The 23,391-nt window shown below is 69.8% G+C and carries 24 protein-coding genes; 16 read left to right on the top strand and 8 right to left on the bottom strand.

The window, feature by feature from the left end; genetic code table 11:
• Positions 1 to 333 precede the first annotated feature (333 nt).
• Positions 334 to 1,047 (bottom strand): response regulator transcription factor, encoded by a 714-nt coding sequence (locus tag Aph01nite_RS36725; RefSeq protein ID WP_204045683.1) that lies wholly within the window; start codon positions 1,045 to 1,047, stop codon positions 334 to 336.
• A 287-nt stretch (positions 1,048 to 1,334) separates the two neighbouring features.
• Here Aph01nite_RS36725 and Aph01nite_RS36720 point away from each other — a divergent pair, with 287 nt between their 5' ends.
• The 8 genes from Aph01nite_RS36720 (at position 1,335) to Aph01nite_RS36685 (ending at position 5,977) form a co-directional block, all read left to right on the top strand.
• Positions 1,335 to 1,583 (top strand): MoaD/ThiS family protein, encoded by a 249-nt coding sequence (locus Aph01nite_RS36720; RefSeq protein WP_204045682.1) that lies wholly within the window; start codon positions 1,335 to 1,337, stop codon positions 1,581 to 1,583.
• A gap of 36 nt (positions 1,584 to 1,619) precedes the next feature.
• The gene (locus Aph01nite_RS36715; protein ID WP_204045681.1) at positions 1,620 to 2,303 is read left to right on the top strand and encodes an LmeA family phospholipid-binding protein; all 684 of its coding nucleotides are present in this window, start codon (positions 1,620 to 1,622) and stop codon (positions 2,301 to 2,303) included.
• Positions 2,281 to 2,841: a sigma-70 family RNA polymerase sigma factor gene (locus tag Aph01nite_RS36710; RefSeq protein ID WP_204045680.1), complete on the top strand. Its 561-nt coding sequence runs from the start codon at positions 2,281 to 2,283 to the stop codon at positions 2,839 to 2,841. The genes Aph01nite_RS36715 and Aph01nite_RS36710 overlap by 23 nt, the downstream gene beginning before the upstream one ends.
• A gap of 8 nt (positions 2,842 to 2,849) precedes the next feature.
• Positions 2,850 to 3,707, top strand: a complete 858-nt coding sequence (locus Aph01nite_RS36705) for an anti-sigma factor family protein (protein WP_204045679.1) — start codon at positions 2,850 to 2,852, stop codon at positions 3,705 to 3,707.
• 43 nt (positions 3,708 to 3,750) lie between these two features.
• On the top strand, positions 3,751 to 4,251 hold the full coding sequence (locus tag Aph01nite_RS36700) for a TlpA family protein disulfide reductase (protein ID WP_204045678.1): 501 nt from the start codon (positions 3,751 to 3,753) through the stop codon (positions 4,249 to 4,251).
• Between the two features lie 180 nt (positions 4,252 to 4,431).
• The gene (locus Aph01nite_RS36695) at positions 4,432 to 4,842 is read left to right on the top strand and encodes a DUF4395 domain-containing protein (protein ID WP_204045677.1); all 411 of its coding nucleotides are present in this window, start codon (positions 4,432 to 4,434) and stop codon (positions 4,840 to 4,842) included.
• Positions 4,839 to 5,678 (top strand): sulfurtransferase, encoded by an 840-nt coding sequence (locus tag Aph01nite_RS36690; RefSeq protein ID WP_204045676.1) that lies wholly within the window; start codon positions 4,839 to 4,841, stop codon positions 5,676 to 5,678. Before Aph01nite_RS36695 ends, Aph01nite_RS36690 begins: the two co-directional genes overlap by 4 nt.
• Positions 5,678 to 5,977, top strand: a complete 300-nt coding sequence (locus Aph01nite_RS36685; RefSeq protein WP_204045675.1) for a DUF1416 domain-containing protein — start codon at positions 5,678 to 5,680, stop codon at positions 5,975 to 5,977. Before Aph01nite_RS36690 ends, Aph01nite_RS36685 begins: the two co-directional genes overlap by 1 nt.
• 29 nt (positions 5,978 to 6,006) lie before the next feature.
• Here Aph01nite_RS36685 and Aph01nite_RS36680 read toward each other — a convergent pair whose 3' ends face one another.
• Complete coding sequence (locus Aph01nite_RS36680; RefSeq protein ID WP_239162258.1) at positions 6,007 to 6,441, bottom strand: MarR family winged helix-turn-helix transcriptional regulator; 435 nt, start codon at positions 6,439 to 6,441, stop codon at positions 6,007 to 6,009.
• 124 nt (positions 6,442 to 6,565) lie between these two features.
• Between Aph01nite_RS36680 and Aph01nite_RS36675 the strand changes: the two genes are divergently transcribed.
• A complete protein-coding gene (locus Aph01nite_RS36675) occupies positions 6,566 to 7,822 on the top strand; it encodes a hypothetical protein (protein ID WP_204045674.1) in 1,257 nt (418 codons plus the stop codon).
• On the opposite strand, the gene Aph01nite_RS36670 is transcribed toward Aph01nite_RS36675, so the two are convergent.
• From Aph01nite_RS36670 to Aph01nite_RS36660, 3 genes are read right to left on the bottom strand one after another with little or no spacing between them, the layout of a single operon-like run.
• A complete protein-coding gene (locus Aph01nite_RS36670; RefSeq protein ID WP_204045673.1) occupies positions 7,805 to 8,677 on the bottom strand; it encodes a hypothetical protein in 873 nt (290 codons plus the stop codon). The genes Aph01nite_RS36675 and Aph01nite_RS36670 overlap by 18 nt on opposite strands.
• Positions 8,674 to 9,339, bottom strand: a complete 666-nt coding sequence (locus Aph01nite_RS36665) for a DUF4352 domain-containing protein (RefSeq protein ID WP_204045672.1) — start codon at positions 9,337 to 9,339, stop codon at positions 8,674 to 8,676. The genes Aph01nite_RS36670 and Aph01nite_RS36665 overlap by 4 nt, the downstream gene beginning before the upstream one ends.
• Entirely contained in the window at positions 9,339 to 10,001 is a 663-nt protein-coding gene (locus Aph01nite_RS36660; protein ID WP_204045671.1) for a hypothetical protein, read from the bottom strand. Before Aph01nite_RS36660 ends, Aph01nite_RS36665 begins: the two co-directional genes overlap by 1 nt.
• A gap of 146 nt (positions 10,002 to 10,147) precedes the next feature.
• On the opposite strand from Aph01nite_RS36660, the gene Aph01nite_RS36655 reads away from it, so the two are divergent.
• The 5 genes from Aph01nite_RS36655 to Aph01nite_RS42345 all read left to right on the top strand — a co-directional run bounded on the left by Aph01nite_RS36655 (position 10,148) and on the right by Aph01nite_RS42345 (position 17,413).
• Positions 10,148 to 12,061: a hypothetical protein gene (locus Aph01nite_RS36655; protein ID WP_204045670.1), complete on the top strand. Its 1,914-nt coding sequence runs from the start codon at positions 10,148 to 10,150 to the stop codon at positions 12,059 to 12,061.
• 98 nt (positions 12,062 to 12,159) lie between these two features.
• Positions 12,160 to 15,204 (top strand): ATP-binding protein, encoded by a 3,045-nt coding sequence (locus tag Aph01nite_RS36650; protein WP_204045669.1) that lies wholly within the window; start codon positions 12,160 to 12,162, stop codon positions 15,202 to 15,204.
• Between the two features lie 56 nt (positions 15,205 to 15,260).
• A complete protein-coding gene (locus Aph01nite_RS36645) occupies positions 15,261 to 16,490 on the top strand; it encodes a MurT ligase domain-containing protein (protein WP_204045668.1) in 1,230 nt (409 codons plus the stop codon).
• Positions 16,480 to 17,184, top strand: coding sequence for a type 1 glutamine amidotransferase (locus Aph01nite_RS36640; protein ID WP_204045667.1), 705 nt, complete (start codon positions 16,480 to 16,482; stop codon positions 17,182 to 17,184). Before Aph01nite_RS36645 ends, Aph01nite_RS36640 begins: the two co-directional genes overlap by 11 nt.
• 94 nt (positions 17,185 to 17,278) lie before the next feature.
• Positions 17,279 to 17,413: a hypothetical protein gene (locus Aph01nite_RS42345; protein WP_275419345.1), complete on the top strand. Its 135-nt coding sequence runs from the start codon at positions 17,279 to 17,281 to the stop codon at positions 17,411 to 17,413.
• Here the strand turns inward: Aph01nite_RS42345 and Aph01nite_RS36635 are convergent.
• Positions 17,407 to 17,769, bottom strand: coding sequence for a DsrE family protein (locus Aph01nite_RS36635; protein ID WP_204045666.1), 363 nt, complete (start codon positions 17,767 to 17,769; stop codon positions 17,407 to 17,409). The two genes, Aph01nite_RS42345 and Aph01nite_RS36635, sit on opposite strands and share 7 nt — an antisense overlap.
• A 37-nt stretch (positions 17,770 to 17,806) precedes the next feature.
• On the opposite strand from Aph01nite_RS36635, the gene Aph01nite_RS36630 reads away from it, so the two are divergent.
• Positions 17,807 to 18,304, top strand: coding sequence for a heme-binding beta-barrel domain-containing protein (locus tag Aph01nite_RS36630; RefSeq protein WP_204045665.1), 498 nt, complete (start codon positions 17,807 to 17,809; stop codon positions 18,302 to 18,304).
• 145 nt (positions 18,305 to 18,449) lie between these two features.
• The gene (locus Aph01nite_RS36625) at positions 18,450 to 18,743 is read left to right on the top strand and encodes a DUF2470 domain-containing protein (RefSeq protein ID WP_204045664.1); all 294 of its coding nucleotides are present in this window, start codon (positions 18,450 to 18,452) and stop codon (positions 18,741 to 18,743) included.
• A gap of 372 nt (positions 18,744 to 19,115) precedes the next feature.
• On the opposite strand, the gene Aph01nite_RS36620 is transcribed toward Aph01nite_RS36625, so the two are convergent.
• Together Aph01nite_RS36620 and Aph01nite_RS42780 are read right to left on the bottom strand one after the other, a co-directional pair.
• Positions 19,116 to 22,739 (bottom strand): poly(A) polymerase, encoded by a 3,624-nt coding sequence (locus Aph01nite_RS36620; RefSeq protein ID WP_204045663.1) that lies wholly within the window; start codon positions 22,737 to 22,739, stop codon positions 19,116 to 19,118.
• Positions 22,739 to 23,212, bottom strand: a complete 474-nt coding sequence (locus Aph01nite_RS42780; protein ID WP_373872369.1) for an AAA family ATPase — start codon at positions 23,210 to 23,212, stop codon at positions 22,739 to 22,741. Before Aph01nite_RS42780 ends, Aph01nite_RS36620 begins: the two co-directional genes overlap by 1 nt.
• Between the last annotated feature and the right edge of the window lie 179 nt (positions 23,213 to 23,391).

The raw sequence follows: 23,391 nt of genomic DNA, 5'->3' as shown, positions 1-23,391 counted from the left end.
GGGAGATCCACCGCTGGGCGGGTGATCTGTGGAATCACGGTGATTTGCTTGCTTGGCCGCCCCGGAGGGCAAGAGGGTGGGTGGGTGGGGGAACCACCGCAGGGCGGGTGATCCGCAGAATTACGGCAAGAGGTGTCCGGGTCTCATGGCTCGGCGGTTGGGCCGGGACAGGCCACGGTGTAGCCAAGATCGTGAAGTTTGGGTTCTCGAACCACGAAAGGGCCCGGTTGTCCAGGCCCTTCGCAGTTCGTCGAATGCCACAACGTGCCCGGTATCACAAGCCGGGGCAAACCGTCGTGTCGTAAGTCGTAGGTCTGACCGAACCTGCGGCAGTTAGCGGCGGGCCACTTCCGGGACCTCGGCGTGCTCGCCGCCACGGTCGGGGACGAAGCGGTAACCCACGTTCCGTACGGTTCCGATCAGGGACTCGTACTCCGCGCCGAGCTTGGCGCGCAGGCGGCGTACGTGGACGTCCACCGTGCGGGTGCCGCCGAAGTAGTCGTATCCCCAGACCTCCTGCAGCAGCTGGGCGCGGGTGAAGACGCGGCCGGGGTGCTGGGCGAGGTACTTGAGGAGTTCGAACTCCTTGAAGGTGAGGTCGAGGGCCCGGCCGCGGAGGCGGGCGGTGTAGGTGGCCTCGTCGATGGCGAGGTCGCCGCTGCGGATCTCGTCGGGGACCTCTTCGGCGGCGGCCAGGGAGAGGCGGCCGATGGCCATGCGGAGGCGGGCTTCGACTTCGGCGGGGCCGGCGCTGTCGAGGATGACGTCGTCGGCGCCCCATTCGGCGGTCATCGCCGCGAGGCCGCCCTCGGTCACGATGACCATGAGGGGGCAGTCGACTCCGGTGGTCTTGAGCAGGCGGCACAGGCTCTTGGCCTGGACCAGTTCGCGCCGGGCGTCGACGAGGATGGCGTCGGCGGGCGGGGCGTCGATGAGGGCCGAGCCCTCGGCGGGGGCGACCCGCACGGAGTGCAGCAGCAGCCCGAGGGCCGGCAGCACTTCGGCAGAGGGCTCCAGGGCGTTGGTCAGCAGAAGCAGGTTACTCACGGGGCCTCCTCAGCACACGGCAGAGCGGGCCAGTTGAGCACCGCGCTGTGCGTAATCACAGGCTCGCCTCCTCCTCCGCGTCGTTCACGGAGACCGCCGGTTGGCGAATCGCCGTACAAAACACGTAGGGACCCGGTGGCTACGTCGCCCAGGTCCCGTTGCTCGTAGATTAGCCCACAGCATGTTTGCGTCCAATGTGAGTCCCCCGTGTGAACAACACTTCACGCGGAGAATCATCGTAATCCTTTGCTCACTTTGCGTGACGGAATCTGTGACAGGAGGGGCGTATGGCTACGGGAACCGTGCGTTATTGGGCTGCGGCGAAGCAGGCGGCGGGAGTGGCCGAGGAAAGTTTTGACGCGGAAACTTTGGGTGACCTTGTTACCAAAATCACAGTAAATCCTGATTTGGCTAAGGTCGTGGGGCGGTGTTCTTTCTTGATCAACGGGAGTCCGGCGGGGAAGCGGGACCCGTACACGGTCGAGCTGCCCGACGGGGCTGTGGTGGAGGTATTGCCCCCCTTTGCCGGCGGCTAGTCTGGATCGTAAAGCACGCTCCCCCGGAGGATGACGGTGCGGAAGTTACTGGTGTCGGTTCTGGTGCTGGGCATCGTGCTGGTCGTTCTCGACCGTGTCGCGGTCGTCGGAGTGCAGCGCGAGGTGGCCCGCCAGATCGAGGCCGCCTACAAGCTGTCCGCCACCCCCACGGTCACCGTCAACGGCATCCCCTTCCTCACCCAGGCCATCGCCGGCCGGTACGAGGAGGTGACCATCGAGATGGGCGACCTCACCCAGGAGGGCGTCACCCTCTCCAGCGCCCAGGCCACTCTGTACGGCGTGCACGCCCCCCTCATGGACCTGATCCAGAACGCCGAGGCGGTGGACCTGCGCGCGGAGCGCGTAAGCGGCACGGTCGTCATCTCGTACAAGACGCTGGACGCCCGGGCGCCGCGCGGGATCAAGGTCAACGGCGGCGGGAACGGCACCATCCAGGTCTCCGGCGAGCTCAACGTGCTCGGCCAGGCCGTCCCGGTCACCGCCGACATGAAGGTGGAGCTGGTCAAGAACCAGATCAGGGTCACCCCGGCGAGCGTGAAGATCGCCGGTGGCGTGCCGGTGCCCAACGCCGAGCGGCTCGTCTCCTTCGCCATCCCGATCAGGGAGCTCCCGCTCAACCTCAAGCTGACCAAGGTCACCCCCGTCGAGGAGGGCCTGCTGGTCCAGGGCACGGCAGATGACGTCCCACTCCGGAGTTGAACCGGGCGACCGGCCCGTACGTCTTGGAGATGTGAGTCCAGCCGGCACCGCAGACGAGGAGCTCGTGCGGGCTCTGTTCGACGACCACGCCGGGCCACTTTACGGCTACGTGGTGCGACTGACGGGCGATCCAGGCAGGGCGGAGGACATCGTGCAGGAGACGATCCTCCGCGCCTGGCGGAACCCGGTGGCCGACCGCCCGGTCCGGGCCTGGCTGTTCACGGTCGCCCGCAATCTGGTGGTGGACCAGCACCGGGCGCGCAAGTCGCGTCCGCCGGAGACGGGCGACGACGCCCTGGCGGTGCTCCCCGCCGAAGACGAACTGGACAAAGCCGTCGAGTCATGGGCGATTGCTGAGGCGCTCGCATCGCTGCGTATCGAACATCGAGAGGTGCTGCTGGCCGTGTACTACGGAGGCCAGTCCGTGAAGGAGGCGTCGGAGTCCCTGGGCATCCCGCCCGGAACGGTTAAATCGCGCACGTACTACGCGCTGCGCGCGCTCAAGCTGGCGATGGAGGAACGGGGGCTCGCACCATGACTCCCCGGATGACCTGCGACGAAGTCCGTCTCTCTCTCGGTGTGTACGTGCTCGGCGCGCTCGACCCGGAGGAGACCGCGGCCGTGGAGGCGCACCTGGACGGGTGCCCCGAGTGCGCCGCGGAGATGGCCGAACTGTCCGGCCTGCCGTCCATGCTGGGCCGGGTCAGCGCCGGCGACATCTCGCTGGCCGCCACGCCGCCCCGGGCGGTGCTGGACCGGCTGCTGGCCGCCTCGGCGAAGCGCCACCGGCGTTCCCGGCTGCTGCTGTCGCTGGCCGCCTCGATCGTGGTGGTCGCGGTCGGCGGTTCGGTGCTGACCGCCACCCTGAACACCCCGCAGGAGACGAGCGCGGCGGGAGCGGCGCCCGCGATGGCCAGCCCCGACTCGGCGCAGAAGAGGTCCCAGGCCGAAGCGGGAACCCTGATGGACGCCCAAGGCGAGATGACCCAGAGTCAGGTCGCGCCGGAGGACCCCGCCAGGTCCTCGTTCGCGCCGACCTCGACGGCCCCACCCGAGATCATGTCGGAGCCGGCGCAGGAGACCTTCACGTTCTCCGGCCGCGCGGGCGACGTGCGGCTGGCGCTGGGCCTGATCGCCGAGGAGGGCGGCACCCGGGTGGACATCAAAGTGTCCGGCATTCCGGTCGGTACCGCCTGCCGCCTGGTCGCCGTCGACCTGAACGGCACGGTGTCGCCGGTCTCCAGCTGGACGGTGAAGAGGGGCGACTACAAGGGCGGGAGGGCGCATCTGCCGCCGGGCTCCTCGGAGTACACGATCGGGCAGATCGACCGGTTCGAGCTGATCACCTCCAGCGGGCGGCCCCTCGTGACGGTCTCGATCCGGCAACCGACGCCCGGGTCGTGAGTTTCCGGGAATTCCTCCCGAGGGTTGGCGGTTGCCGTACGCGATGACTGGTCTGGTGGTGCTCGGCGTGACGCTGGTCGCGGGGACCCTGCTGGGATGGGCCCTGACGAGGCGGAGCGGAGTGCTGCGCGAAACCAGGCGCGAAACCAGGCACGAAACCGGGCGCGAAACCGGGAAGGCCGTGGAGAAAGAGGCGCGGGTGGATTTCGGGGAGCCGCTGGGGGAGCGGGCGACGCTCGTGCAGTTCTCGACCGCGTTCTGCCAGCCGTGCCGGGCCACCCGGCGGGTGCTCGGCGAGGTCGCCGGGATGGTGCCCGGCGTGCGGCACATCGAGATCGACGCCGAATCCCGCCTGGACCTCGTCCGCGCCTTCGACGTGATGCGCACGCCGACCGTCCTCATCCTCGACAGTTCCGGAAATATCGTCAAAAGGGCGTCTGGCCAGCCCAGGAAGGCCGACGTCATCGCGGCCATCGGCCAGGCCGTGCTGCCGGACGTGCTGCCGGACGTGGACAGAACGTCTCAGCACACGGACGGGAAGTGACAGATGGCGAGACGAAAGGTACTGTCGTGCACATGACTCCCACGACAGAGCTGCTCACGAAGCGGCGCGCGGTGGACTTCTGCCGCGTCACGACCGCACTCTGTCGCTAGGCCTGAGGGTGATTCCCGCGGCGTCACACACCACGCCGCAGTCGCGAAATCCCGTCAGGAGCATCGAACGATGCAGGTTGATCCCCGAGGCCTTCGCTTCGGCGCGGCCGTCACAACTCTGGTTCTCGCAGCGGTTCTGATCACGGGCAATCCCTGGTTGCTCGCCGTCCAGACCGTGGTCTTCGTCCTGGGCGCCTTCGGCGCCGCGCCGTACGCGCTGTTCTTCAAACGGTTCGTGCGGCCCAGGCTGGGCCCTCCGCGGGAACTCGAGGACGCGGCGCCGCCCCGGTTCGCGCAAGGCGTGGGCATGGCCTTCGCTCTCGTTGGCCTGATCGGTTTCGCGGCCGGAGTCACTCCTCTGGCCCTGGGTGCGACAGCAGCGGCACTGCTGGCCGCCTTCCTCAACGCAGCCTTCGGCCTCTGCCTGGGCTGCGAAGCCTTCCTGATAATCCGCCGTCTACAACCTGGGAGAATTTCATGAGCCGCTCCGCCGCCCTGGTGGACGCCGACTGGGTCGAAGCCAACCTGGACACCCCGAACATCGTTCTCGTCGAGGTCGACGAGGACACCAGCGCCTACGACAAGGGCCACATCCGTGGCGCCGTCAAGGTCGACTGGAAGAGCGACCTCCAGGACCCCGTCCGCCGCGACTTCGTCGACAAGGCGGGCTTCGAGGCCCTGCTCTCGGCCCGCGGCATCGGCAACGACGACACCGTGGTCCTCTACGGTGGCAACAACAACTGGTTCGCGGCGTACGCGTACTGGTACTTCAAGCTCTACGGCCACCAGGACGTCAAGCTTCTGGACGGCGGCCGCAAGAAGTGGGAGCTGGACTCCCGCGAGCTGGTCAAGGACGTGCCCGAGCGCGCGGCCACCAGCTACACGGCCACCGAGCAGGACCTGAGCATCCGCGCCTTCCGCGACGACGCCGTCGCCGCGATCGGCAAGCTGAACCTGGTGGACGTGCGCTCCCCCGACGAGTTCACCGGCAAGCTGCTGGCCCCCGCGCACCTTCCGCAGGAGCAGGCGCAGCGCGCCGGCCACATCCCCACCGCCCGGAACATCCCGTGGTCCAAGGCCGCGAACGACGACGGCACCTTCCGCTCCGACGACGAGCTCAAGGCGCTGTACGGCGAGGCGGGCGTCGACTTCGGCAAGGACACCATCGCCTACTGCCGCATCGGCGAGCGCTCCGCGCACACCTGGTTCGTGCTGCACGAGCTGCTCGACCAGGCCAACGTGAAGAACTACGACGGTTCGTGGACCGAGTACGGGTCGCTGGTGGGCGTCCCCGTGGAACTGGGAGAGGCGAAGTAATGACCGTTCAGGGTTGCGCCGCACCCGAGCAGACCGTGGCTCTGCCGGTCGGCATCGATCTGGCCAAGCAGGCCGTCATCCAGGGCGTCGTCTCCGGCGCCGGCACCGCGTACGCGCGGCTGCTCGACCACTCGGGCGAGTTCACCGGTGAGGTCGTCGTCTCCGACGAGGGCATCTTCCGCTTCTTCGCCGCTCCGGGCACCTGGACCGTCCGCATCATCGCGGGCGGCGGGTTCACCAAGGACATCTCGGTGGAGGCCAGGCTGGGCGAGGTCTCCGAGCTGGCCGTCGCCGTCTGATCCAAGCTCGAAAGCCCGGTTCCCTGTGCTCAGGGGGCCGGGCTTTCCGCCATTTCGGCGAGGACGTCGATGAGGGCGTTCTCGGGACCGGCGAGGTGGAACACCTGCCGGTCCACGCCGTCCACGATCTCGGCGGCGCGTTCGGCCAGCCGGCGGCCCTCGTCGGTGATCGTGAGCACCCGCCGCCGCTCCTCGGCCGGGTCGATCTCCCGGCGCAGCAGGCCCTTGACCTCCAGGACGCGGATCACCTGGCTGGTCATCATGTCGTCCACGGTGGCGTGCGCGGCCAGTTCGCGCGGCGTCGGCATGAGCCCCTGGTGGTCGAACCACCACAGGTCCACCAGCAGTGCGAACTGCACGTGCGACAGCCCCACGACCTGCAGGGCCGCGTTGATCTCACGCTGCCATCGCTGGGTGGCCCGCCACAGCAGAAAGCCGGGACTGCGCCCCGCGTCCGTGCCCACTCTGTCCCCGATCCGTACGCCTGCCGCGCATCATCGCATCGGCGGCAGCGCAGACGAGTGCGTCCCGATCGCCGGTTGTCGAAATTTGACCAACCCGGTGGGGCTCTTCGCTACCATAACGCGGATGTCCGAAACGTCCGAGATCGCCGCCCGTCCGCTTGCCTGGCACGCGGCGCCCTGGCATGCCCTTCGGATCGCGGCGGCCTGCGCGGTCCCGCTGCTGCTCTGGTTCACCGTCGGCCGCCTGGTGCGCTGGGCGCTCCTGCTGCTGGCCGCGACGATCTCGCACGGCTCCTGGTACCAGGTGCGCCTGATCGGGGTGCTCTTCCTGTTCACCCTGGTCGTGATGGTCTCGCTGGCCACCACCGTGGGCATGCTGCACGCGGTGCGCGGCGCGCTGCGCGAGACCCGGGCGCGCCGGGCCGAGAACTCCGCGGACGAGAGCGCCCTGACCGCCCTCAACCGGACCGCGCTGGCCCTCGCCGGGATCTACCTCACCTGGGGTTTCGTCACCGAGGACGTCCGGGACTTCATGGAGATCGACGCGCTCCGGGATCCGGATGGCCTGGTGACCGCGGGAAGCACGTCCATGCAGGGGCTGATCGGCCTCGACGTCAAGGTCTCGCTCGCCACCATGGCCGTCGCGTTCCTGGTCAAGACGTACTTCGGGCGGCGGCACGAGGCCGGCGGCGGGCGTTTCTCCGGGATCACGACCACCTTCGCCGAACTCGCCTTCGTCTTCTACGGGCTCAACGCGGTTTTCGCGCTGACCGAAAGCCGCTCCGACTGGATCGGCGCACGGTCGGTCGTGGCCGGATGGCAGGACGTGAGCGAGGAGATCGGCAAGGTCGTGCCCGGCTGGGCGAAGCTGGGCGACCTCTGGCCGTTCGTCATCGACGGCCTCGCGGTGCCGCTGACCTGGCTCACCATCGGCATCCTGGTGTACGGCGCGTACGCGGAGGACACCCGCACCACCATCCGCGGCACTCGGCTGGAGAACGTGGCCGACCGGCTGGACCAGGCGCACAGCCTGACCAGGACGACGCTGGCCAAGCTGACCGGCGGCTGGACGTCCCGCTGGATCCCGCTGCTCAACTCGCTCCGCCTGACGGTCAAGGGCGGCGCGCCGCTGTTCGGGATGTTCGCGCTCTGCTACGTGGGGCTGCAGATCGGCGGGTCCTACCTGGAGCGCGCGGGCTTCTACCTGGCGCCGCACGAGGAGCCCTACTTCTGGATGGTCACCGAGGTGCCGATCCAGTTCGTGAAGGACGCGATCGTCACGACGCTCTCCCTGTGCCTGGTCGCCGCCACGTACGACATCGCCGCGACCCGGGCCCGCGCCGAGGCGCCCCAAGAGCAGGAGTCACCGCAGGAAGCGTAGGACGTCGTCCGTCGTCTCGGCGCGTTTCCCGGAGTCCTTCATCATGTCCTCGATGGACTGTCCCGGCACGTCCCGGTAGGTGCTGGGCCGCAGGTGCACCTCGACCTCGCCGGCGACCGGCGTCGGCACGATCCCCACCATCTCGATCTTGTACGCCTGCCCGACCACGTTCTCGGCCGTCGACAGCGGAGTCTCGTTGCTGAGCTCCTCGGTGCGCCAGGTCCGCCCGGCCCGGTCCCGGAGGGTCACGTCGACCGGTTTGTCGTGCCGGATCGCGCCCTCCCCGTCCAGCGCCGTCCTGGTGATGACGATCTTCATCCACTGGCGGTCGGGCGGTGTGGGCTGCCCGGTGGGATCGGGCATCGGCTCGGCCACGGCCGTCCACGACACGTGCTGCCAGGTGCCGGGCTGCCCGGCGGGCACGGTGTGCAGCCGGTCGTCCGGGCGGCCCTTCTTGTAGGTCGAGTACGCGAACCAGCCGGGGGCGCCCACGGCCAGCACGATGGCGAGCAGGAGCGCGAGCACGAGCAGCACGCGCCTGCCGCGACGCCGCGGGCTCGCCTGCGCGGGCGCCGCCGGAGGCTCGGGTTCGGGCGCGGCGGCAGGGGCCACCGGAGCCGGGCGCGCGGTGGCCAGCGGCGCGGCGATGATCGGGAACGGCTGGGTGGAGTACCCCTCGTCGTCCGGGGAGGGCGGCGGCGGAGGCGGCGGCCAGACCCTGCGGTCGGGGTAGACCGGCCGGGGCACGCGCAGCGGCGGCAGGTGGCCGGCCAGCGTGATGTCCGTCGGCTGGTCGGGCGGCGGCACGAACCAGCCGCGCGCGTCGGCGTTCCCTGACTGATCGTTCTCGGTCATGTGCCCGCCAGCGAGTGGTACTGCTCCGGCCCCGAGGTCAGTCGTGTCGCGGTGGCGCCGGTCAGCCCGAGATCGATCTCGGCCTCCGGCGCGAGCGAGTCCACCAGGATCCCGCCGCCGGGCGAGGCGACCACGAGGCCGGCCCCGGCGACCGCCTCCTCCGGCACCTCGAAGATCAGCTTCCCGGTGGGCCAGAGGCCCGGCTGGATCCACTTGTTGAAGAAGGTCAGGCTCGGGTCCACCTTGTCGGTGGTCCGGTAGCGCTTGCCGTCCGCCGTGACCAGGACGGTGGTGAACGCGTTGAACTTGAAGGGCTCCTTGGGCGAGGTGGCGCTGACCTCGATCACCAGGAACAGGTGGCTGGTCTGGACCTTGCGCACGTTGCCGCGGTAGTCGCGGGTGTCCACCGCCTTGGCCGAGATCACCGAGGTGGCCTTCACGCTGAAACGCGCGGTCTGGACGGTCTCGCCGAGGTCGCCGTGGCTGGTCAGGTTGGAGCCGCTCTGGTCGTACGACATGGCCAGCGTCTGCGCGTACACGGCGCACGCGCACAGGGCGAGGCCCAGGACGGCCGCGCCGGCGCGGCGCAGGAACCCCCGCCGCGGAGGCGGTTCCGCGCTCGGGCGGGTCCGGGTTCTGGCCGGGGCCTCGGTGGCGACCATCAGGCGTTCTCCTTGCGCACCGGCAGGGAGATGCGGGCGGCGACCTCGGGGACGAACTTGTCCGGCTCGGAGCCGGGCGCGGGGGCCAGGAACCAGTCCTCGGTACGGTCCCGCTCGCCGAGCTCCCGGAACTCGAACTTGCCGACGTCCACGGTCAGGCTCGCGGGGACGGGCGTGCCCGGCGCGATCTCGTACCGGACGACCACGGTGGCGGTGATGTCCGGGTGGAGCTGGCCGCTCTCGATGCCGTAGCTGAGTACGAAGATCTTCGGGCCGTACTCGGTCTTGATCTCGGGGGTGATCTTGAGTAGGGAACTGGCGAAGGTGGTGCCTGTGGCCGATGCTTTGCCCGGTTCCGGGAGCGTTCCGACCAAGGCCGTCTGGTCGCCGGTGTTCTTGACCTTGAGCACCAGGTCCACCGCCCGTTTCGGCGGACCGGAAGGCTGCCTCGCCTGGGTCTCGATGGCCTTGATGAACTGTGTGCGGTACCGGCCCTGGTCCACCACCGCGCCCTGCGCGGCCGCCGGCGGCGGGGGTTCCTTCGCCTCCGCGAAACCGCCCAGACCGGCCGTGACCCCGAGCCCGGACACCGAGAGCAGCGCGGCGACCGGCACCAGCACCGGACGCTTGCGACGGGTGCCGCCACGGGGGGAGGACGTCATGAGAATGGATGGTAGTACGCACACATCAGAACCATCCGCCGCATTCGTCCCTATCTTTGGCCGGAAAGCGGTCCGAATGACGAGAACCCTGCCCTGATAGGCATTCCAGCTCCTACGCTGTGACGCAGGGCGGACATGGAGGGCTCGTGGGCGACGTGCACCCGGAGCATGCCCAGCTTCAGGCTGATCGCATCTACCTGGGCTGGCAGTACGCTCTGCTGCACCCAGATCCCGGGCCGCCGCCCAAACGGCCCGCCAGGGAGGATCTGAAGCTCCCCGAGGTGGACCCGGAGTGGATTCGCAAGGAGAAACTCCAGGAGGATCTGCTCAACCGCCCGGTCCGGCTCTTCCGCACCTTCATGGCCTCGCTCGCCGCCGTCATCGCGCTGCTCGGGCTGGCCGGCCTGCTCGACTGGTCCTTCGTCGCCATCGGCCTGGTCGCCGCCGGCGGCGTGGCCGGCATCTGCTCGTACGCCATCCGCCAGGGCAACCGCGCCGTCCGCCTCCGGGTCCAGGAACGGCAGGCCCGTACGGACCGGGACCGGGCCCGCCGGGAGCGCGAGATCGCCGCCGCCCAGCTGGAGCACGCCGAGCAGTACCGCGACTGGGCCGAGCGCAAGTCCCTGTTCGACAAGCAGCTCAGCTGGTACGCGGTGGCCGTGCCCGACGAGATCGACCGCGTCGACGTGGCCGGCGGAACGCTCCCCGGCTGGTCCGCGCTGATCACCCTGATCGGCGCCACCCGCCTCTACAGCGGCGGCCACCTGACCGTGCTGGACCTGTCCGAGGGCGCGATCGCCAAGGACCTGATCGAGCTGGCCAAACGCGGCGGCGACGACCCCCTGGTCTGGGTGCTCCCGTCCGACCTGCCCAAGCTGGACCTCGGCGCCACCCTCAAGCCGGAGGCGTTCGCGGACGTGCTCGCGCACGTGGTCAGCGTCAGCGAGGAGACCAGCCGCGACATCGGCTTCGACAACGCCATCCTGGAGCGCGTCCTGGAGGTGCTCGGCGAGACCGCCACCATCAGCCAGGTGACCGCAGCGCTGCGCGCCCTGGCCCAGGTCGGCGATCCCCGCGACGACCTCAGGTTCGGCCTGCTCACCGCCACGCAGCTGGAACGCATCGGCACCCTGTTCGGCCGGGGCGTGGCCGACCGCGTGGTCATCGAACGCGCCTGGGCACTGGAGTCCCAGTTACGCAAGCTGGAGACCCTCGGCACCGAGGCCGTACGGCTCCCGCCCGCCCGCCTCCGGGTGGTCAGCATGGACCGCCAGGCCGGCGTCTTCGGCAACCGGGTGCTCGGCACGTACGTGGCGACCGCGCTCACCCACATCCTGCGGCAGTCCCCGGCCTCGGAGCGTCCCTGGTACCACACGATCATCGTGGCGGGGGCGGACAAGCTCCGCGGCGACGTGCTCGACCGGCTGATGGACGCCTGCGAGACCTCGCAGACCGGGCTCGTGCTGACCTACCGCAGCCTCACCGCGACGGTCAGGGAGCGGCTCGGGCGGGGGCACGCGGCGGTGGCGTTCATGCGGCTGGGCAACGCCGAGGACGCCCGGGTGGCCAGCGAGCACGTCGGCACCGAGCACCGGCTGGAGCTCGCCCAGCTCACCGAGTCGGTCAGCTCCGCGGTCAACGGGGGCGGCGGGGGTTACACCTCGACGGTGGGCGCGAGCCGTACCGAATCGGAACCGAAGGACCGGGGGGACCTGCGGGCCGGGATCACCGAGTCCACCGAGTGGGGGCGCAATGCTGGAACGGTCACGGAAGGGGTCATGCACCGATCCAGGGAGTTCCTGGTCGAACCCCACCAGCTCCAGCAGCTGCCGACCACGTCGGTGATCGTCACGCACGCGACCGCCGACGGGCGCGAGGTCCGGCTGGCCGACGCGAATCCGGCGATCCTCACCTTCCCGAAGACGACCTTGCAGGAGGTCAGGGCGATCCGGCCGGCCGCCGGGCCGCCCCCGCCGGTGGAGGTGCTGGACGAGGACGCGCCGCCGCCCAACCTGGGGCCACCGCCGCCCCGCCTGGATTGGCGCAAGCCCGGCAGGTGAGCGTCTGGCTCGTGGATAGACACGGTAAGAGGTTCGCCAACATGGATGTGTGACCATGATCGGCGAAGGACCTTGAGAGCCTGTGAGAGAGGGGCCTCATGCAACCGTTCCCCCTGAGCGGGCCGTGGTATCGGATCCAGGCGATCACCGCGCCGTCACGCACGTCATCCGCCGAGTGGGACTTCGTCAACGTCCTGCCCGCGGTTCTCTCCGCCGCGCAGCGGGACCGGCCGTTCGTGATCGGCTGGCTCTCCCGGGGCTCCGGCGCGCCGCTCGAACTGATCACCAACGCCGGGCCGCTGACCCCGCCCCGGCCGCCGCGCCGGGCCGCCACCACCATCGAGGTGGTGCCCACCGGGCCGCAGCCGCTGCTGTTCCCCGGCGGCGCGCGCGGCGTCGAGATCGGCGACGACTGGCTGGCCGACCTCGCCGACCTGGTCTGGACGCCCTGCCCCGGCCGCCAGGCGCCGCCGCTGGCCGGCCGCCGCGAGCCCGAGCCCGACGACTCCAAGCAGCCCACCCTGTTCGAGTCCACCCTGACCACGCTCATGTCCCGCCCGTTCGGCTGGGTCGTCGTGGCCGAGCCCACCGACCTGCTCGACGCCGAGGTCGCCCACCTGCGCACCCAGCTCAACGTGCTCCGCCAGTACGGCGACGCCTCCGAGCGCTCGCGCTACGACGCCGAGCGCGCCGAACGCCGCATGCAGGAGCTGGACGCCTTCCGCGAGGCCGGCCTGTGGAACGTCCGGGTCCTGGCGGGCGCGGCCGGGCCCGAGGAGCTCCGCCAGATCGCCCCCGTCCTGGTGGGCTCGGTGGAGATGAGCCACCACCCGTACCGGCTGCGCAGCGCCATGGCCGGCCCCGCCCGCCCCAACGCCACCGAGCCCGTGTACGGCTTCGGCGAGGCGCTCGGCGTCAACTTCCAGGACCCCACCGACAGCGCCGCCGCGCCGTTCGCCGCCACCGCGGGCGCGCTCGCCGCCCTGGCCGGGCTGCCCCGCCGCGAGGTCCCCGGCGTACGGGTGCTGGACACCGGGTTCTTCGACGTCACCAGCGAGGCCGACGCCACCACCGGCGAGATGATCGACCTGGGCGCCATCATGGACGGCCAGGAACGCGCCGTCGGCACCTTCCGCGTCCCGCTGGCCACCCTGAACCGGCACGCCTTCGTCACCGGCGCCACGGGGTCGGGCAAGTCCCAGACCGTACGGCACCTGCTCGAACAGCTGACCCGGGCCGGTATCCCGTGGCTGGCCATCGAACCGGCCAAGTCCGAGTACTCCGCCATGGCCGGCCGGGTCGAGCAGCACGCGCCGCTGACCGTGATCAACCCGTCGGCCCCGGACAACGTGCCGTTCAGCGTCAACCCGCTGGCGCCCGAGCCCGGCTATCCGGTTCAGGCCCACATCGACATGGTCCGCGCCCTGTTCATGGCCGCCTTCGACGCCGAGGAGCCGTTCCCGCAGATCATGTCGCTGGCCCTGCAGCGCGTCTACGAGGCCAACGGCTGGGACGTGGTCACCGGGGGCGGCATCCCCGGCGCGGCCGTGCAGCCGGCCATCCCGACGCTGGAACAGCTCCAGCAGCACGCCCTGGAGGTGATCCAGGAGATCGGCTACGGCAACGAGGTCCAGGCCGACGTGGAGGGCTTCATCACGCTGCGGCTGCGCTCGCTGCGGGTCGGCTCGGCCGGCCGGTTCTTCGAGGGCGGCCATCCGGCCGACATCGGCGGCCTGCTCCAGCGTAACGTGGTGCTGGCCATCGAGGACGTGGCCAACGACGAGGACAAGGCGTTCCTGATGGGCACGCTGATCATCCGGATTGTGGAGCACCTGCGCATGCGGGCCCGCCAGGAGAAGTCCAGCGGTCTCCAGCACGTGATCGTGATCGAGGAGGCGCACCGGCTGCTCCGCGACCGCGGCGCGCAGCGCGCCTCCACCCACGCCGTCGAACTGCTGGCCGGCATGCTCGCCGAGATCCGCGCGTACGGCGAGGGCATCATCGTGGCCGAGCAGATCCCCACCAAACTCGTCTCCGACGTGGTCAAGAACACCGCGCTGAAGGTCATGCACCGGCTGCCCGCCGAGGACGACCGGCAGCTCGTGGGCGCGGCCATGAACCTGAGCGAGGAGCAGTCCCGGCAGGTCGTGTCCCTGCAGCCCGGCTTCGCGGCCGTGTTCGCCGACGGCATGGACCGGCCGCTGCGGGTCCAGGTGCCGCTGGGGGAGGACCGCGAGCACGTGCTGCTCGGGCCCACCCCGCCGATCTGCGGGCGGCGGTCGGCGGCGTGCGGGCGCGAGTGCCGTACGGGGAAGGCGTGCACGCTGTTCGAGGTGCGGGAGGCCGACCTGCTGGCCGGGGCGCCGGAGTGGGCGTGGCTGCGGATCTGGACCGACACCGTGGTGCTGTCGTTCGTGGCCAACCGGTCGCTGCCGGGCGTGCCCAGGATCCTCGCCGACATCTGGTCGGAGCTGCCGCCGCGCCGCCGCGAGTGCCTGCTGGCCACGCTGGTGGAGCGGAGCGTGGCCCGGCGGGCGTGGTCGCTGCGGACCTGGTTCGACCCGACGCTGCTCACCGAGAAGGCCGCCGAGGTGGCCGCCGGCCTGCTCGGCTCCGGCACCGAGACCCCGCCCCTGTCGGCCGGCGACCGGCCGGGCCCGGCCTGGGTGATCCCGCAGGTCCGCTGGCTGCACGAGGTGGACCGGCTGTTCCCGTTCGGGCATCCGGCGCCCAACCTGCGCAGCCCGGCCCCGGCCATGGAGTACGCGCTGTTCGGGACGGACGCGTCGGGACGGCCGTACGCGCATCAGGGCGTGAACGGCGGGGCGGAGGCGTCCGGGCGGGTGGAACTGCTCGGGCACCGCGCCAAGGCGCTGCGGCACCACCCGCTCTCCATGGAGGTGGACCGCAACCGGGCGCTGGCCTGGCGGGTCATCCTCGGCGACGACGAGCACGAGGGCATCCAGAAGGACGTCAGCACGGTCGCCATCGGCGTCGAGCCGCGCGAGCGCATCCGGCACGTGGCCCAGACCATGGGCGCGGGCTGGCTGGAGACCGTGCTCTCCTGGCCGCGCCGCTTCGTGCTCCCGTTCGACGGGGACACCCCCGCGGAGCTGTCCTTCATCGAGGCGCCAGTTTCTTGACCCTCAAGCGCGGCTAGGATTTCCGGCATGAGCCAGCGCGATGAGGAGAGGGCCCCTTGAGCCAGTTGCCGCTGCGGGCGCAGCTCGCGAGTGCCCTCGGGCGGACGGCCGCGACCCTGTCCCGGGCGACGGGGCGCGGCGACGGATCGGTGATCGGCGGCCGGGTCGGGCTGCTGCTGGAGCCCGACCTGCTGCGGAAGCTGGCCGCCGACCGGCGGCTGGCCCTGGTCAGCGCCACCAACGGGAAGACCACCACCACCCGGCTGATCGCGGCGGCGCTGCGGGAGCTGGGCGAGGTGGCCACCAACGCCTTCGGGGCCAACATGCCCGCCGGGCACGTGTCCGCCCTGTCGTCGAACAAGGCCGCGCCGTACGGGGTGCTGGAGGTCGACGAGAAGTACCTGCCGGAGGTGCTGAACACCACCGAGGCCGGGGTCGTCGTGCTGATGAACCTGAGCCGCGACCAGATGGACCGGGCGGCCGAGATCTGGCTGCTGGCCCAGAAGTGGCGGCGGGCCCTGGACGGGAAGCCGGCCCACGTGATCGCCAACTGCGACGATCCGCTGGTGACCTGGGGGGCGTCCACGGCGGCCCGGGTTACCTGGGTGGCCGGCGGCCAGCGCTGGCGCGAGGACTCCTGGTGCTGCCCCGAGTGCGGCGGCCCGCTGGACCGCAACGGGTCCGACTGGGCCTGCCGCGAGTGCACGTTCCACCGGCCGGAGCCCAACTGGGTGCTCGACGACGAGGACGTGATCGACCCCCGGGGCGACCGCTGGCGGCTCAACCTGAAGCTGCCCGGCCTGGCCAACCGGTCCAACGCGGCCATGGCCATGGCCACCGCGGAGGCGTTCGGGCTGCCGCCGCACGAGGCGCTGCCCCGGCTGCGCGAGGTCACCTCGGTGGCCGGGCGGTACACGACGGTGCAGCGGGACGGGCGGTCGCTGCGGCTGCTGCTGGCCAAGAACCCGGCCGGGTGGCTGGAGGCGTTCGACGTGTCCAGCCCGCAGCGGCCGATCATCCTGTCGGTCAACGCGCAGGGTCCCGACGGCCGGGACACCTCGTGGCTGTGGGATGTGGACTACCGCATCCTGAAGGGGCGGCCGGTGCAGGTGACCGGGGAGCGGCGGCTGGATCTGGCGCTGCGGCTCGAGGTGGCCGAGGTGCCGTTCACGCTGCGGGAATCCTTCGCGGACGCGGTGGGCTCGGTGCCGGTGGGGGAGATCGACGTCATCGCCAACTACACCGCCTTCCAGGCGATCCGGACGGAGTTCGGCCGTGCAGAGTAGCTTGCGAATTGTCTGGATTTATCCGGATTTGTTGAGCACGTATGGGGATCAGGGGAATGTGCTCGTGCTGGAGCAGCGGGCGCGGAAGCGGGGCATCCCCGTCGAGACCGTACACGTGCGCTCCGCCGATCCGGTGCCGGAGCAGGGCGACATCTACCTGATCGGCGGCGGTGAGGACCGGCCGCAGATCCTCGGCGCCGAACGCCTGCGCCGCGACGGCGGCCTCCAGCGCGCCATCGCACGCGGCGCGGCCCTGCTGGCCGTCTGCGCCGGATACCAGATCATGGGGTCGGTCTTCGGCGGTGAGGAGGGCCAGCCGGTGCCCGGCATCGGGCTCCTCGACATCAGCTCCGGCCGGGGCGAACGCCGCTCCGTCGGCGAACTGGCGGCCGACGTCGACCCCGAGCTCGGCGTGCCCACCCTGACCGGCTTCGAGAACCACATGGGCGTCACCCACCTCGGCCCCGGGGTCAAACCCCTTTCCAAGACCATCGTCGGTACGGGGAACGGCGACGGCACCGAAGGCTGCCACGCAGGCAAGATCATCGGTACGTACCTGCACGGCCCGGCCCTGGCCCGCAACCCCGGCCTGGCCGACCTGCTCCTGCGCTGGGCGGTCGGCCCGCTCCCCGCGATCGACGACACCTGGTACGAGCGCCTCCGCCAGGAACGGCTGGCCGCGGTCCTGCCCTGACCCCGGCGGGTTCGCTCCGAAAGGACCAGTGCTCCTGGGGCTCACCGCTCCGACAGGACCAGTGCTCCTGGGGCTCACCGCTCCGACTGGACCAGTGCTCCTGAGGGCTCACTGGTCCAGTTCCGTCGACCACCGGCTGGCCGACGTGGCCTTCGAACTCGACTGCCCTGAGCGCCGCCGGTCCGGCAACGGCGTCATCCTGTTCCAGCCCGCTGGGCTACGTCAGTAGACCAGCGCTTGGGCGCCTTCGTGGAGGATCTCCTCCACGAAGGTCGGGGCGCCGGCGATGCGGACGCCCGGGATCACGTCGTCGGCGGTGATGCCGCGGCGGGCGGCACACTGGGTACAGAGGGTCACCTGGCCGGCCGCCAGGACCGCGTTGAGCAGATCCTCCAGCGGGGCCGCCTCGGGCAGTTCGAACTCTTTGGCCTTTCCGGGCAAGGCGAACCAGGCCGACTCGCCGGTCAGCCAGAGGGAGACGGGCACCCCGCTCACCAGGGCGGCGGTCGCGACCGTGAACGCCTGGTTACACCTCTCGGGCGCGTCGGCGCCCGCTGTCACCTTGATCACCAGTTGGCGTGGCATAGGGAGAGCCTACGCCCGGGTACTAGGCTTGACGGCCATGGACGTACATCCCGATCTCGAACCGATCGCCTTCCTGCTGGGCCGCTGGGAGGGCGCGGGCGTCATCGGCTACCCGACGATCGAGAGTGCCAATTTCGGCCAGGAAATCCTCTTCGGTCACAACGGCAAGCCATTCCTGACGTACGAGAGCCGGACCTGGCTCCTCGACAAGGAGGGCAACAAGGTCCGCCCCCTCTCCCGGGAGACCGGCTTCTGGCGCATCCAGCCGGAGCGGCAGCTCGAAGTCTGCCTGGCCCACCCGACCGGCATCGTCGAGATCTACGTCGGCGAGGTCGTGTTCCACAAGATCGAACTCCAGACGGACGTGGTCGCCAGAACCGCCTCCGCCAAGGAGTACACGGCGGGCCGCCGCATCTACGGCCTCGTCAACGGCAACCTCATGTACGCGTACGACATGGCCGCCGTGGGTCAGCCCCTCCAGTCCCACGCCTCGGCCGAACTCAAGAAGTCCGGCGAATTCACCTGGGAACCCTGACCCGCCTGGGAATCCTGCCCCGGCTGGGAACCCTGACCCGCCTGGGAACCCTGCCCCGGCCAACCCTGCTCCTGGGCCAGGCGCACCTTGGGCCGTCGGCTTCAGCTCCGATCTAAGTCGGATCGCGCATCCTAGGATTGACCGCATGAGCAACCCCTTCACGGACGAGGCCATCGCGGCGATCAAGCGGCACATGAACGACGACCACGCCGACGACGCCCTGCTGATCGTCCGCGCCCTGGGCGGCCGCCCGGCCGCCACCGCGGCGATCACCACGAACGTGGACGGCGAAGCGATCTACTTCGAGGTCGACGGCGACGAAGTCCGCATCCCCTGGAGCACCACCCTGTCCGAACGCGCCCAGGTCCGCACCGAAGTAGTCAAACTCTACGAACAGGCATGCTCGGTCCTCGGCGTCCCCACCAGAGGCTCCCACTGACCCACTAGCCGCTCAGCCACCTTCCAGAAGCTCCGATACAGAAGCGGGAACGACTGTAAGGCGCGGGCAACAAGGTGACACCACGGACAGGCTGCACGACGGGGACGGCAGCGGGGCCAGCGGGGCCAGCTTAGGAGAGCGGGCGGCAGCGTGACCAGCGGGGACAGCGGAGAGCGGGCAGAAGCGTGACCAGCCCAGACAGCCTGCACAGAGCCATCGATCCAGATGCGTCAATCGGTTCTTGACGCCGCTACGAATTAGGCCCCCCTTGGCGCCGGTACGGCGAGAAGCGATCACTCGCGTTAACGGCGCCGGATAACGGCGAGAAGCGGCGACCTTGGTTTCGGTTGGCCCCTCAAGGTTCGGTTCGCGCTAGAGCGTGGGGACTTCGCCGCAGGGTGCGTGGGTGACAGTCACGCCTGGGACGTCCTTGGTCCATGGGGTCGTGATCTCGGTCAAGGTGGCGGCGTCCGGAGGGGTTTGTCCTAGGCCTATCGCGAAGCGGGTTAGTCGTGGGCCTGTTTCGAATGCGTGGGGCCAGGCGTGGACGCCTGATATGCCCGCGCGTTCCAGGGCGGTGAGCAAGGCGCGCATTCGGCCTCTTGCCCTGCCTACGTCGCCCTCGATCGATATGACCGCCCAAGCGGCGTGGCGTCGATGCATGGGTGGGCGCTTGAGTAGTTCGTCGGTGCCGCAGGTCTCCCAGGCGCGATAAAGCTCTTGAACCAGTAGGTCGCGTCCGTCAACGGTGACCTGGTCGCTGCAGGGGCGGACCGGGGCGCTCGGCGTCATGATCCGCACGGGCAGCTCTGTCCAGATGTCCACGTTATAGGCACCAGCGCCGGATGCCACTGCCTCGTGGGCGATCGCGCCATGAGTCTCAGCGCCAGGGGCATGCGTGTCTTGGGCGGTCGGCGGGAGGGTGATGGGGTCGCGCCAGTCCCAGGCGGCCCAGGTGGCGAAGAAATGGCGGAGGAGGTCGGCTGGTGGGAGATGGCCGGCTGTGCGGGCGGTGTGCGCTGCGAGGATGGTCCAGGCCAGGCCTGAGAGACCGCCGAATGGGGCTGAGTCCAGGCCTCTGATGCGTGCCCAAGCTTTCACCTGTCGCGCAAGTCCGACAAAGCCAGGTTCGTTCCCCTGATCAGGTTGGATCCGGCCGTCAGGTTGGGTCACGCTGTCAGGTTGGATCAGGCCATCAGGTTGGGTCATGCTGTCAGGTTGGGTCTCGTGATCGCGGGTCCCGCCACCAGTTTGGGCCCCATGATCGCGGGCCCCTCCAGCGGCTTGGGGCTCGTGACCAGGTCGGGTTGTGCCATCAGATTGGGCTTGGTGATCAAGTTCAGCCGCGTCGCCAAGTTCGGCCGCGTCGCCAAGTTCGGCCGCGTCGCCAAGTTCGGCCGCGTCGCCAAGTTCGGCCGCGTCGCGAAGTTGGGTCGCGTTGGCCGCCGTGAGGATTGCGTCTGCGTCGCTGATCGCGCTCAACGCTCTTGCAGCGGCATCTCCGAGTTCGATTCGCTGGAGGATCGCGTCTTCGGGAGCGATCTTGCCCGTGCCGACGATCACTAGGTCGATGTCCAGGTCGTCGATCCGCATGCGTAGGCCGGGCACTCGGGCGCCGATCACCTGCCGCATCTCCGTGGCTTCTGGAATTGCGGTCTTCAGCTGTGCTTGAACCTGCCCGACGTCGACTGTTCCGGGTAGTGCCGCGACCAGGTCCAGATCGGCTCCAGGAAGTGCGCATCGCAGTCGTCGTGATCCAACGATGTGCACCACACCTTCGCTCAGGCAATCACCGATCCGTGCCGCGATGCCTTCAGCTCGTGCGCTTTCGTCCTTCGTGCCTGCCATGGGGATCGCGGTCGCCGTGCCCGACACGGGGGTTCCAGTCGCCTTGTTCGTGGCTGGGGGTTTCTGAGCGGCGGTTGGAGTGGGGGGTTCGTCGAGCCAGTGGAGTTCGCCGGTGCCGAGGGCGAGGGTTGCGCGGGGGTGCATGGGTTCGTTGGCGCGGCGGGAGAGGAGGACCAGGTGGCCGACTTCGGCGGTCATGGGGCGGAGGCGGGCGTGGCAGTCGGCGATCAGGCGGTCGGGGGTGCGGGTTTTGCCGAGGGTCAGGTGGGGGGTGTAGGCGTCGTCGCGGGTTCGGCAGGAGGGGAAGGCGAGTTCGAGGGCGTGGCGGAGAGTGGCCCATTGTTCGGGGGAGCCGGGGTGGAGCCAGATGGTGGAGTCGTGGCGGTGGCGGAAGGCGCGTAGGCCGTACAGGCGGGTGGTGAAGGGGGTGGTGGTGGAGGCTGCGGCGGTTAGGAGGGAGGCGGCCGCTTCGAATGAGGATTCGGGGATAAATCCGGATATCAGTGTGACGTGGGGTGGCCAGCGGGTGATTTTGGGGTCATGTTTGCGGCGAATGTCTTGAATGGCTGGCCAGAGTTCCTGGGGTGGGATCCAGACGACTGCTGTTCGAGCGGTTCCTGGCATTGTGAGGGCGCCCGTGCGCGCGATGAAGTCGGCCAGGACGCCCGTGCGCGCGCTGACGCCGGCCAGGGCATCCGTGCGCGCGCTGACGCCGGTCGGGGCATCCGTGCGGGCGCTGACGCCGGTCGGGGCGTTCGCGCCTGCGGTGTCAGTGGCCAGGGCGGTCGCGCCTGCGGTGTCAGCGGCGCGGACGGTATCCATGTCTCCGGCGCCGACGGCGTTAATGTCCCTGGCGCGGATGGCATCCAGGTTCCCGGCGGGCATGGCATTCAGGTTCCCGGCGCGGATGGTGTGCATGTCCGAGTCGGCGCGTGCACCGACTCGGCCGCCGGACCTGCCGCTTGCGGCTGCGTCTCGCGTGGGGGCGGGAGAACCAGCAGGGGTGGCCTTGGGGGAGACGCTCGTGGTGGTGGGGCGTGGTGAGGCGTTCGGGTGGGTGGGGGTGGTGGTGATGTCGGCGAGTAGGCCGTAGTGGTCGGAGATGAAGAGGCCGTCGGTGGTGGCGGGGGAGGTGCCCAAGAGGGTGGTGGAGGTCGGGGTCAGGGAGGGGCCGCGGAGGAGGATGCGGTCGATTCGGGCGGGGAGGCCGGCGAAGGACTGGATGGCGGCGAGGGGGTTTCGGGTCGGGTCGAAGGTGGGGGTGTGGTCGCGAGGGCCGTGGGTTTCGGTCCAGGCGTCGCGGAGGTGGAGACGTTGTTCGGGGCGGCCGTCGTCGTTGAAGTCGCCGACGAGGATCACGTCGGCGTCCACGGTGAGCAGGCCTTCGGCGATGCTGGTGAGCTCGAAGTCGCGTCTGGCCGGGCCGTTCTGGGCGTAGTCGCTGGTCAGATGGGTGACCGCCAGCACGACGGGGCCGGTGGGGAACTCGAGGGTGATGGCGGAGAGCGCTTTGTAGGGGCCGAACGCGTGCAGGCCGGCTTCGCGGACCGGAAGGCGGCTGAGCAGGAGCAGTTTGTTCTTGGCGATGTTGTCCGCGCAGAGGGTGTAGCCGGCCCGAACCCAGGGACTGCGCTGGACGAGGTCGAGCAGGTCGGTTTCGACCTCCTGGAGGGCGATGACGTCGGCGTCGGCCTGTTCGAGCGCGTCAACCAGGAGCGGGCGCCGCTGGGCGGTGTAGATGCGGTCGCTGAAGTACCGATCCCAGAGCGTGTTCCAGGTCAGCACCCGCAACGAGGCGGGCCGCGAAACCCCCGAGATGGGCTCCGCGGGAACCCACCCGAGCACCGGATCCCAGGACATCGGCGTCGCCGCCGTGAAATACGGCGCGTTCAACTTCCGAGCATCCGGTACGCGCCCAGCCTGCGAGGTGTTGACCACATCCAGCCCGGTCGCCCGATCCCACACCACCTCGCCATCCGCTTCGATGAACATGATCCGATGCCACGGAATATCGCCACCGGGCACGAAAACCGGAAACGGCACCCGCTTCGGTTCGGCGGCCCGCACGTTGACCCCCAGAACGAACCGCGCCGGATCGAATCGCGGATCCCACCGGATCTGGTGGTAGATCTCCTCGCTGGTACGCATCAATCCTCCCCGTCAAGGGTCCCCGCCGTATCGAGTACGGTCCCCTCAGATCCGATGTACCAAATGCGATGCGCCTCACCCGGAAACGGCGGCGCGAACCGGCGAAGCTGACTCGCCAGCACCCCATCCGGAACCGGATACGCCCGATCAGCGTTCCGCCGTGCAACCACTTCCTCTGGCACAAGCATCACCGCGTACGTCACCAGCGCTCCCCGCCCCCGCGCGACCCGCTGTACCAACGACCGCTGCCCCCGATTCAACGCCGTCGCATCCCAGACAACCGTCCGCCCCCCACGAAGAAGCACATCCAACTCCCGCAGCGCCTCCCGCAACAGAGCCTGATTGGCACTCTGATCCGCCCGAGCGCCCCGCGCCTCCCGCAACCCATCAAGCGAAACAACCACCGGCCCCTTCCCGTCGCCCCCAGCCTGATCGGTACGACCCACCCGCCCTCCCCCACCCTTCGGCGACATCGCTTGATCGGAGGCGGAGGCCGCCTGCCGGGGACCCTCGTGAAGAGTTTGATCGGCGGCGGAGATCGCTTGACGGGAATTCCTAGGCCGGGCTTGGTCCGACGCAGGGATCCTCTGTTGAGGATCCCTGAGCAGGGCTTGATCCGAGTTGGAGGTCGCCGGTCGGGGGCTTTGGTGAA

It is taken from the genome of Acrocarpospora phusangensis (assembly GCF_016862995.1).
GTDB lineage: Bacteria > Actinomycetota > Actinomycetes > Streptosporangiales > Streptosporangiaceae > Acrocarpospora > Acrocarpospora phusangensis.
The sequence above is the reverse complement of the archived record's forward strand: the minus strand, read 5'-3'. Positions and strand labels throughout refer to the sequence as shown.

What these genes read in the sequence shown, in the direction of transcription:
- Aph01nite_RS36720 (WP_204045682.1), top strand. Translation starts at nt 1,335, where the DNA reads ATGGCTACGGGAACCGTGCGTTATTGGGCTGCGGCGAAGCAGGCGGCG.
- Aph01nite_RS36710 (WP_204045680.1), top strand. Translation starts at nt 2,281, where the DNA reads ATGACGTCCCACTCCGGAGTTGAACCGGGCGACCGGCCCGTACGTCTT.
- Aph01nite_RS36705 (WP_204045679.1), top strand. Translation starts at nt 2,850, where the DNA reads ATGACCTGCGACGAAGTCCGTCTCTCTCTCGGTGTGTACGTGCTCGGC.
- Aph01nite_RS36700 (WP_204045678.1), top strand. Translation starts at nt 3,751, where the DNA reads ATGACTGGTCTGGTGGTGCTCGGCGTGACGCTGGTCGCGGGGACCCTG.
- Aph01nite_RS36695 (WP_204045677.1), top strand. Translation starts at nt 4,432, where the DNA reads ATGCAGGTTGATCCCCGAGGCCTTCGCTTCGGCGCGGCCGTCACAACT.
- Aph01nite_RS36690 (WP_204045676.1), top strand. Translation starts at nt 4,839, where the DNA reads ATGAGCCGCTCCGCCGCCCTGGTGGACGCCGACTGGGTCGAAGCCAAC.
- Aph01nite_RS36685 (WP_204045675.1), top strand. Translation starts at nt 5,678, where the DNA reads ATGACCGTTCAGGGTTGCGCCGCACCCGAGCAGACCGTGGCTCTGCCG.
- Aph01nite_RS36675 (WP_204045674.1), top strand. Translation starts at nt 6,566, where the DNA reads ATGTCCGAAACGTCCGAGATCGCCGCCCGTCCGCTTGCCTGGCACGCG.
- Aph01nite_RS36670 (WP_204045673.1), bottom strand. Translation starts at nt 8,677, where the DNA reads ATGACCGAGAACGATCAGTCAGGGAACGCCGACGCGCGCGGCTGGTTC.
- Aph01nite_RS36665 (WP_204045672.1), bottom strand. Translation starts at nt 9,339, where the DNA reads ATGGTCGCCACCGAGGCCCCGGCCAGAACCCGGACCCGCCCGAGCGCG.
- Aph01nite_RS36660 (WP_204045671.1), bottom strand. Translation starts at nt 10,001, where the DNA reads ATGACGTCCTCCCCCCGTGGCGGCACCCGTCGCAAGCGTCCGGTGCTG.
- Aph01nite_RS36650 (WP_204045669.1), top strand. Translation starts at nt 12,160, where the DNA reads ATGCAACCGTTCCCCCTGAGCGGGCCGTGGTATCGGATCCAGGCGATC.
- Aph01nite_RS36635 (WP_204045666.1), bottom strand. Translation starts at nt 17,769, where the DNA reads ATGCCACGCCAACTGGTGATCAAGGTGACAGCGGGCGCCGACGCGCCC.
- Aph01nite_RS36630 (WP_204045665.1), top strand. Translation starts at nt 17,807, where the DNA reads ATGGACGTACATCCCGATCTCGAACCGATCGCCTTCCTGCTGGGCCGC.
- Aph01nite_RS36625 (WP_204045664.1), top strand. Translation starts at nt 18,450, where the DNA reads ATGAGCAACCCCTTCACGGACGAGGCCATCGCGGCGATCAAGCGGCAC.
- Aph01nite_RS36620 (WP_204045663.1), bottom strand. Translation starts at nt 22,739, where the DNA reads ATGCGTACCAGCGAGGAGATCTACCACCAGATCCGGTGGGATCCGCGA.
- Aph01nite_RS42780 (WP_373872369.1), bottom strand. Translation starts at nt 23,212, where the DNA reads ATGTCGCCGAAGGGTGGGGGAGGGCGGGTGGGTCGTACCGATCAGGCT.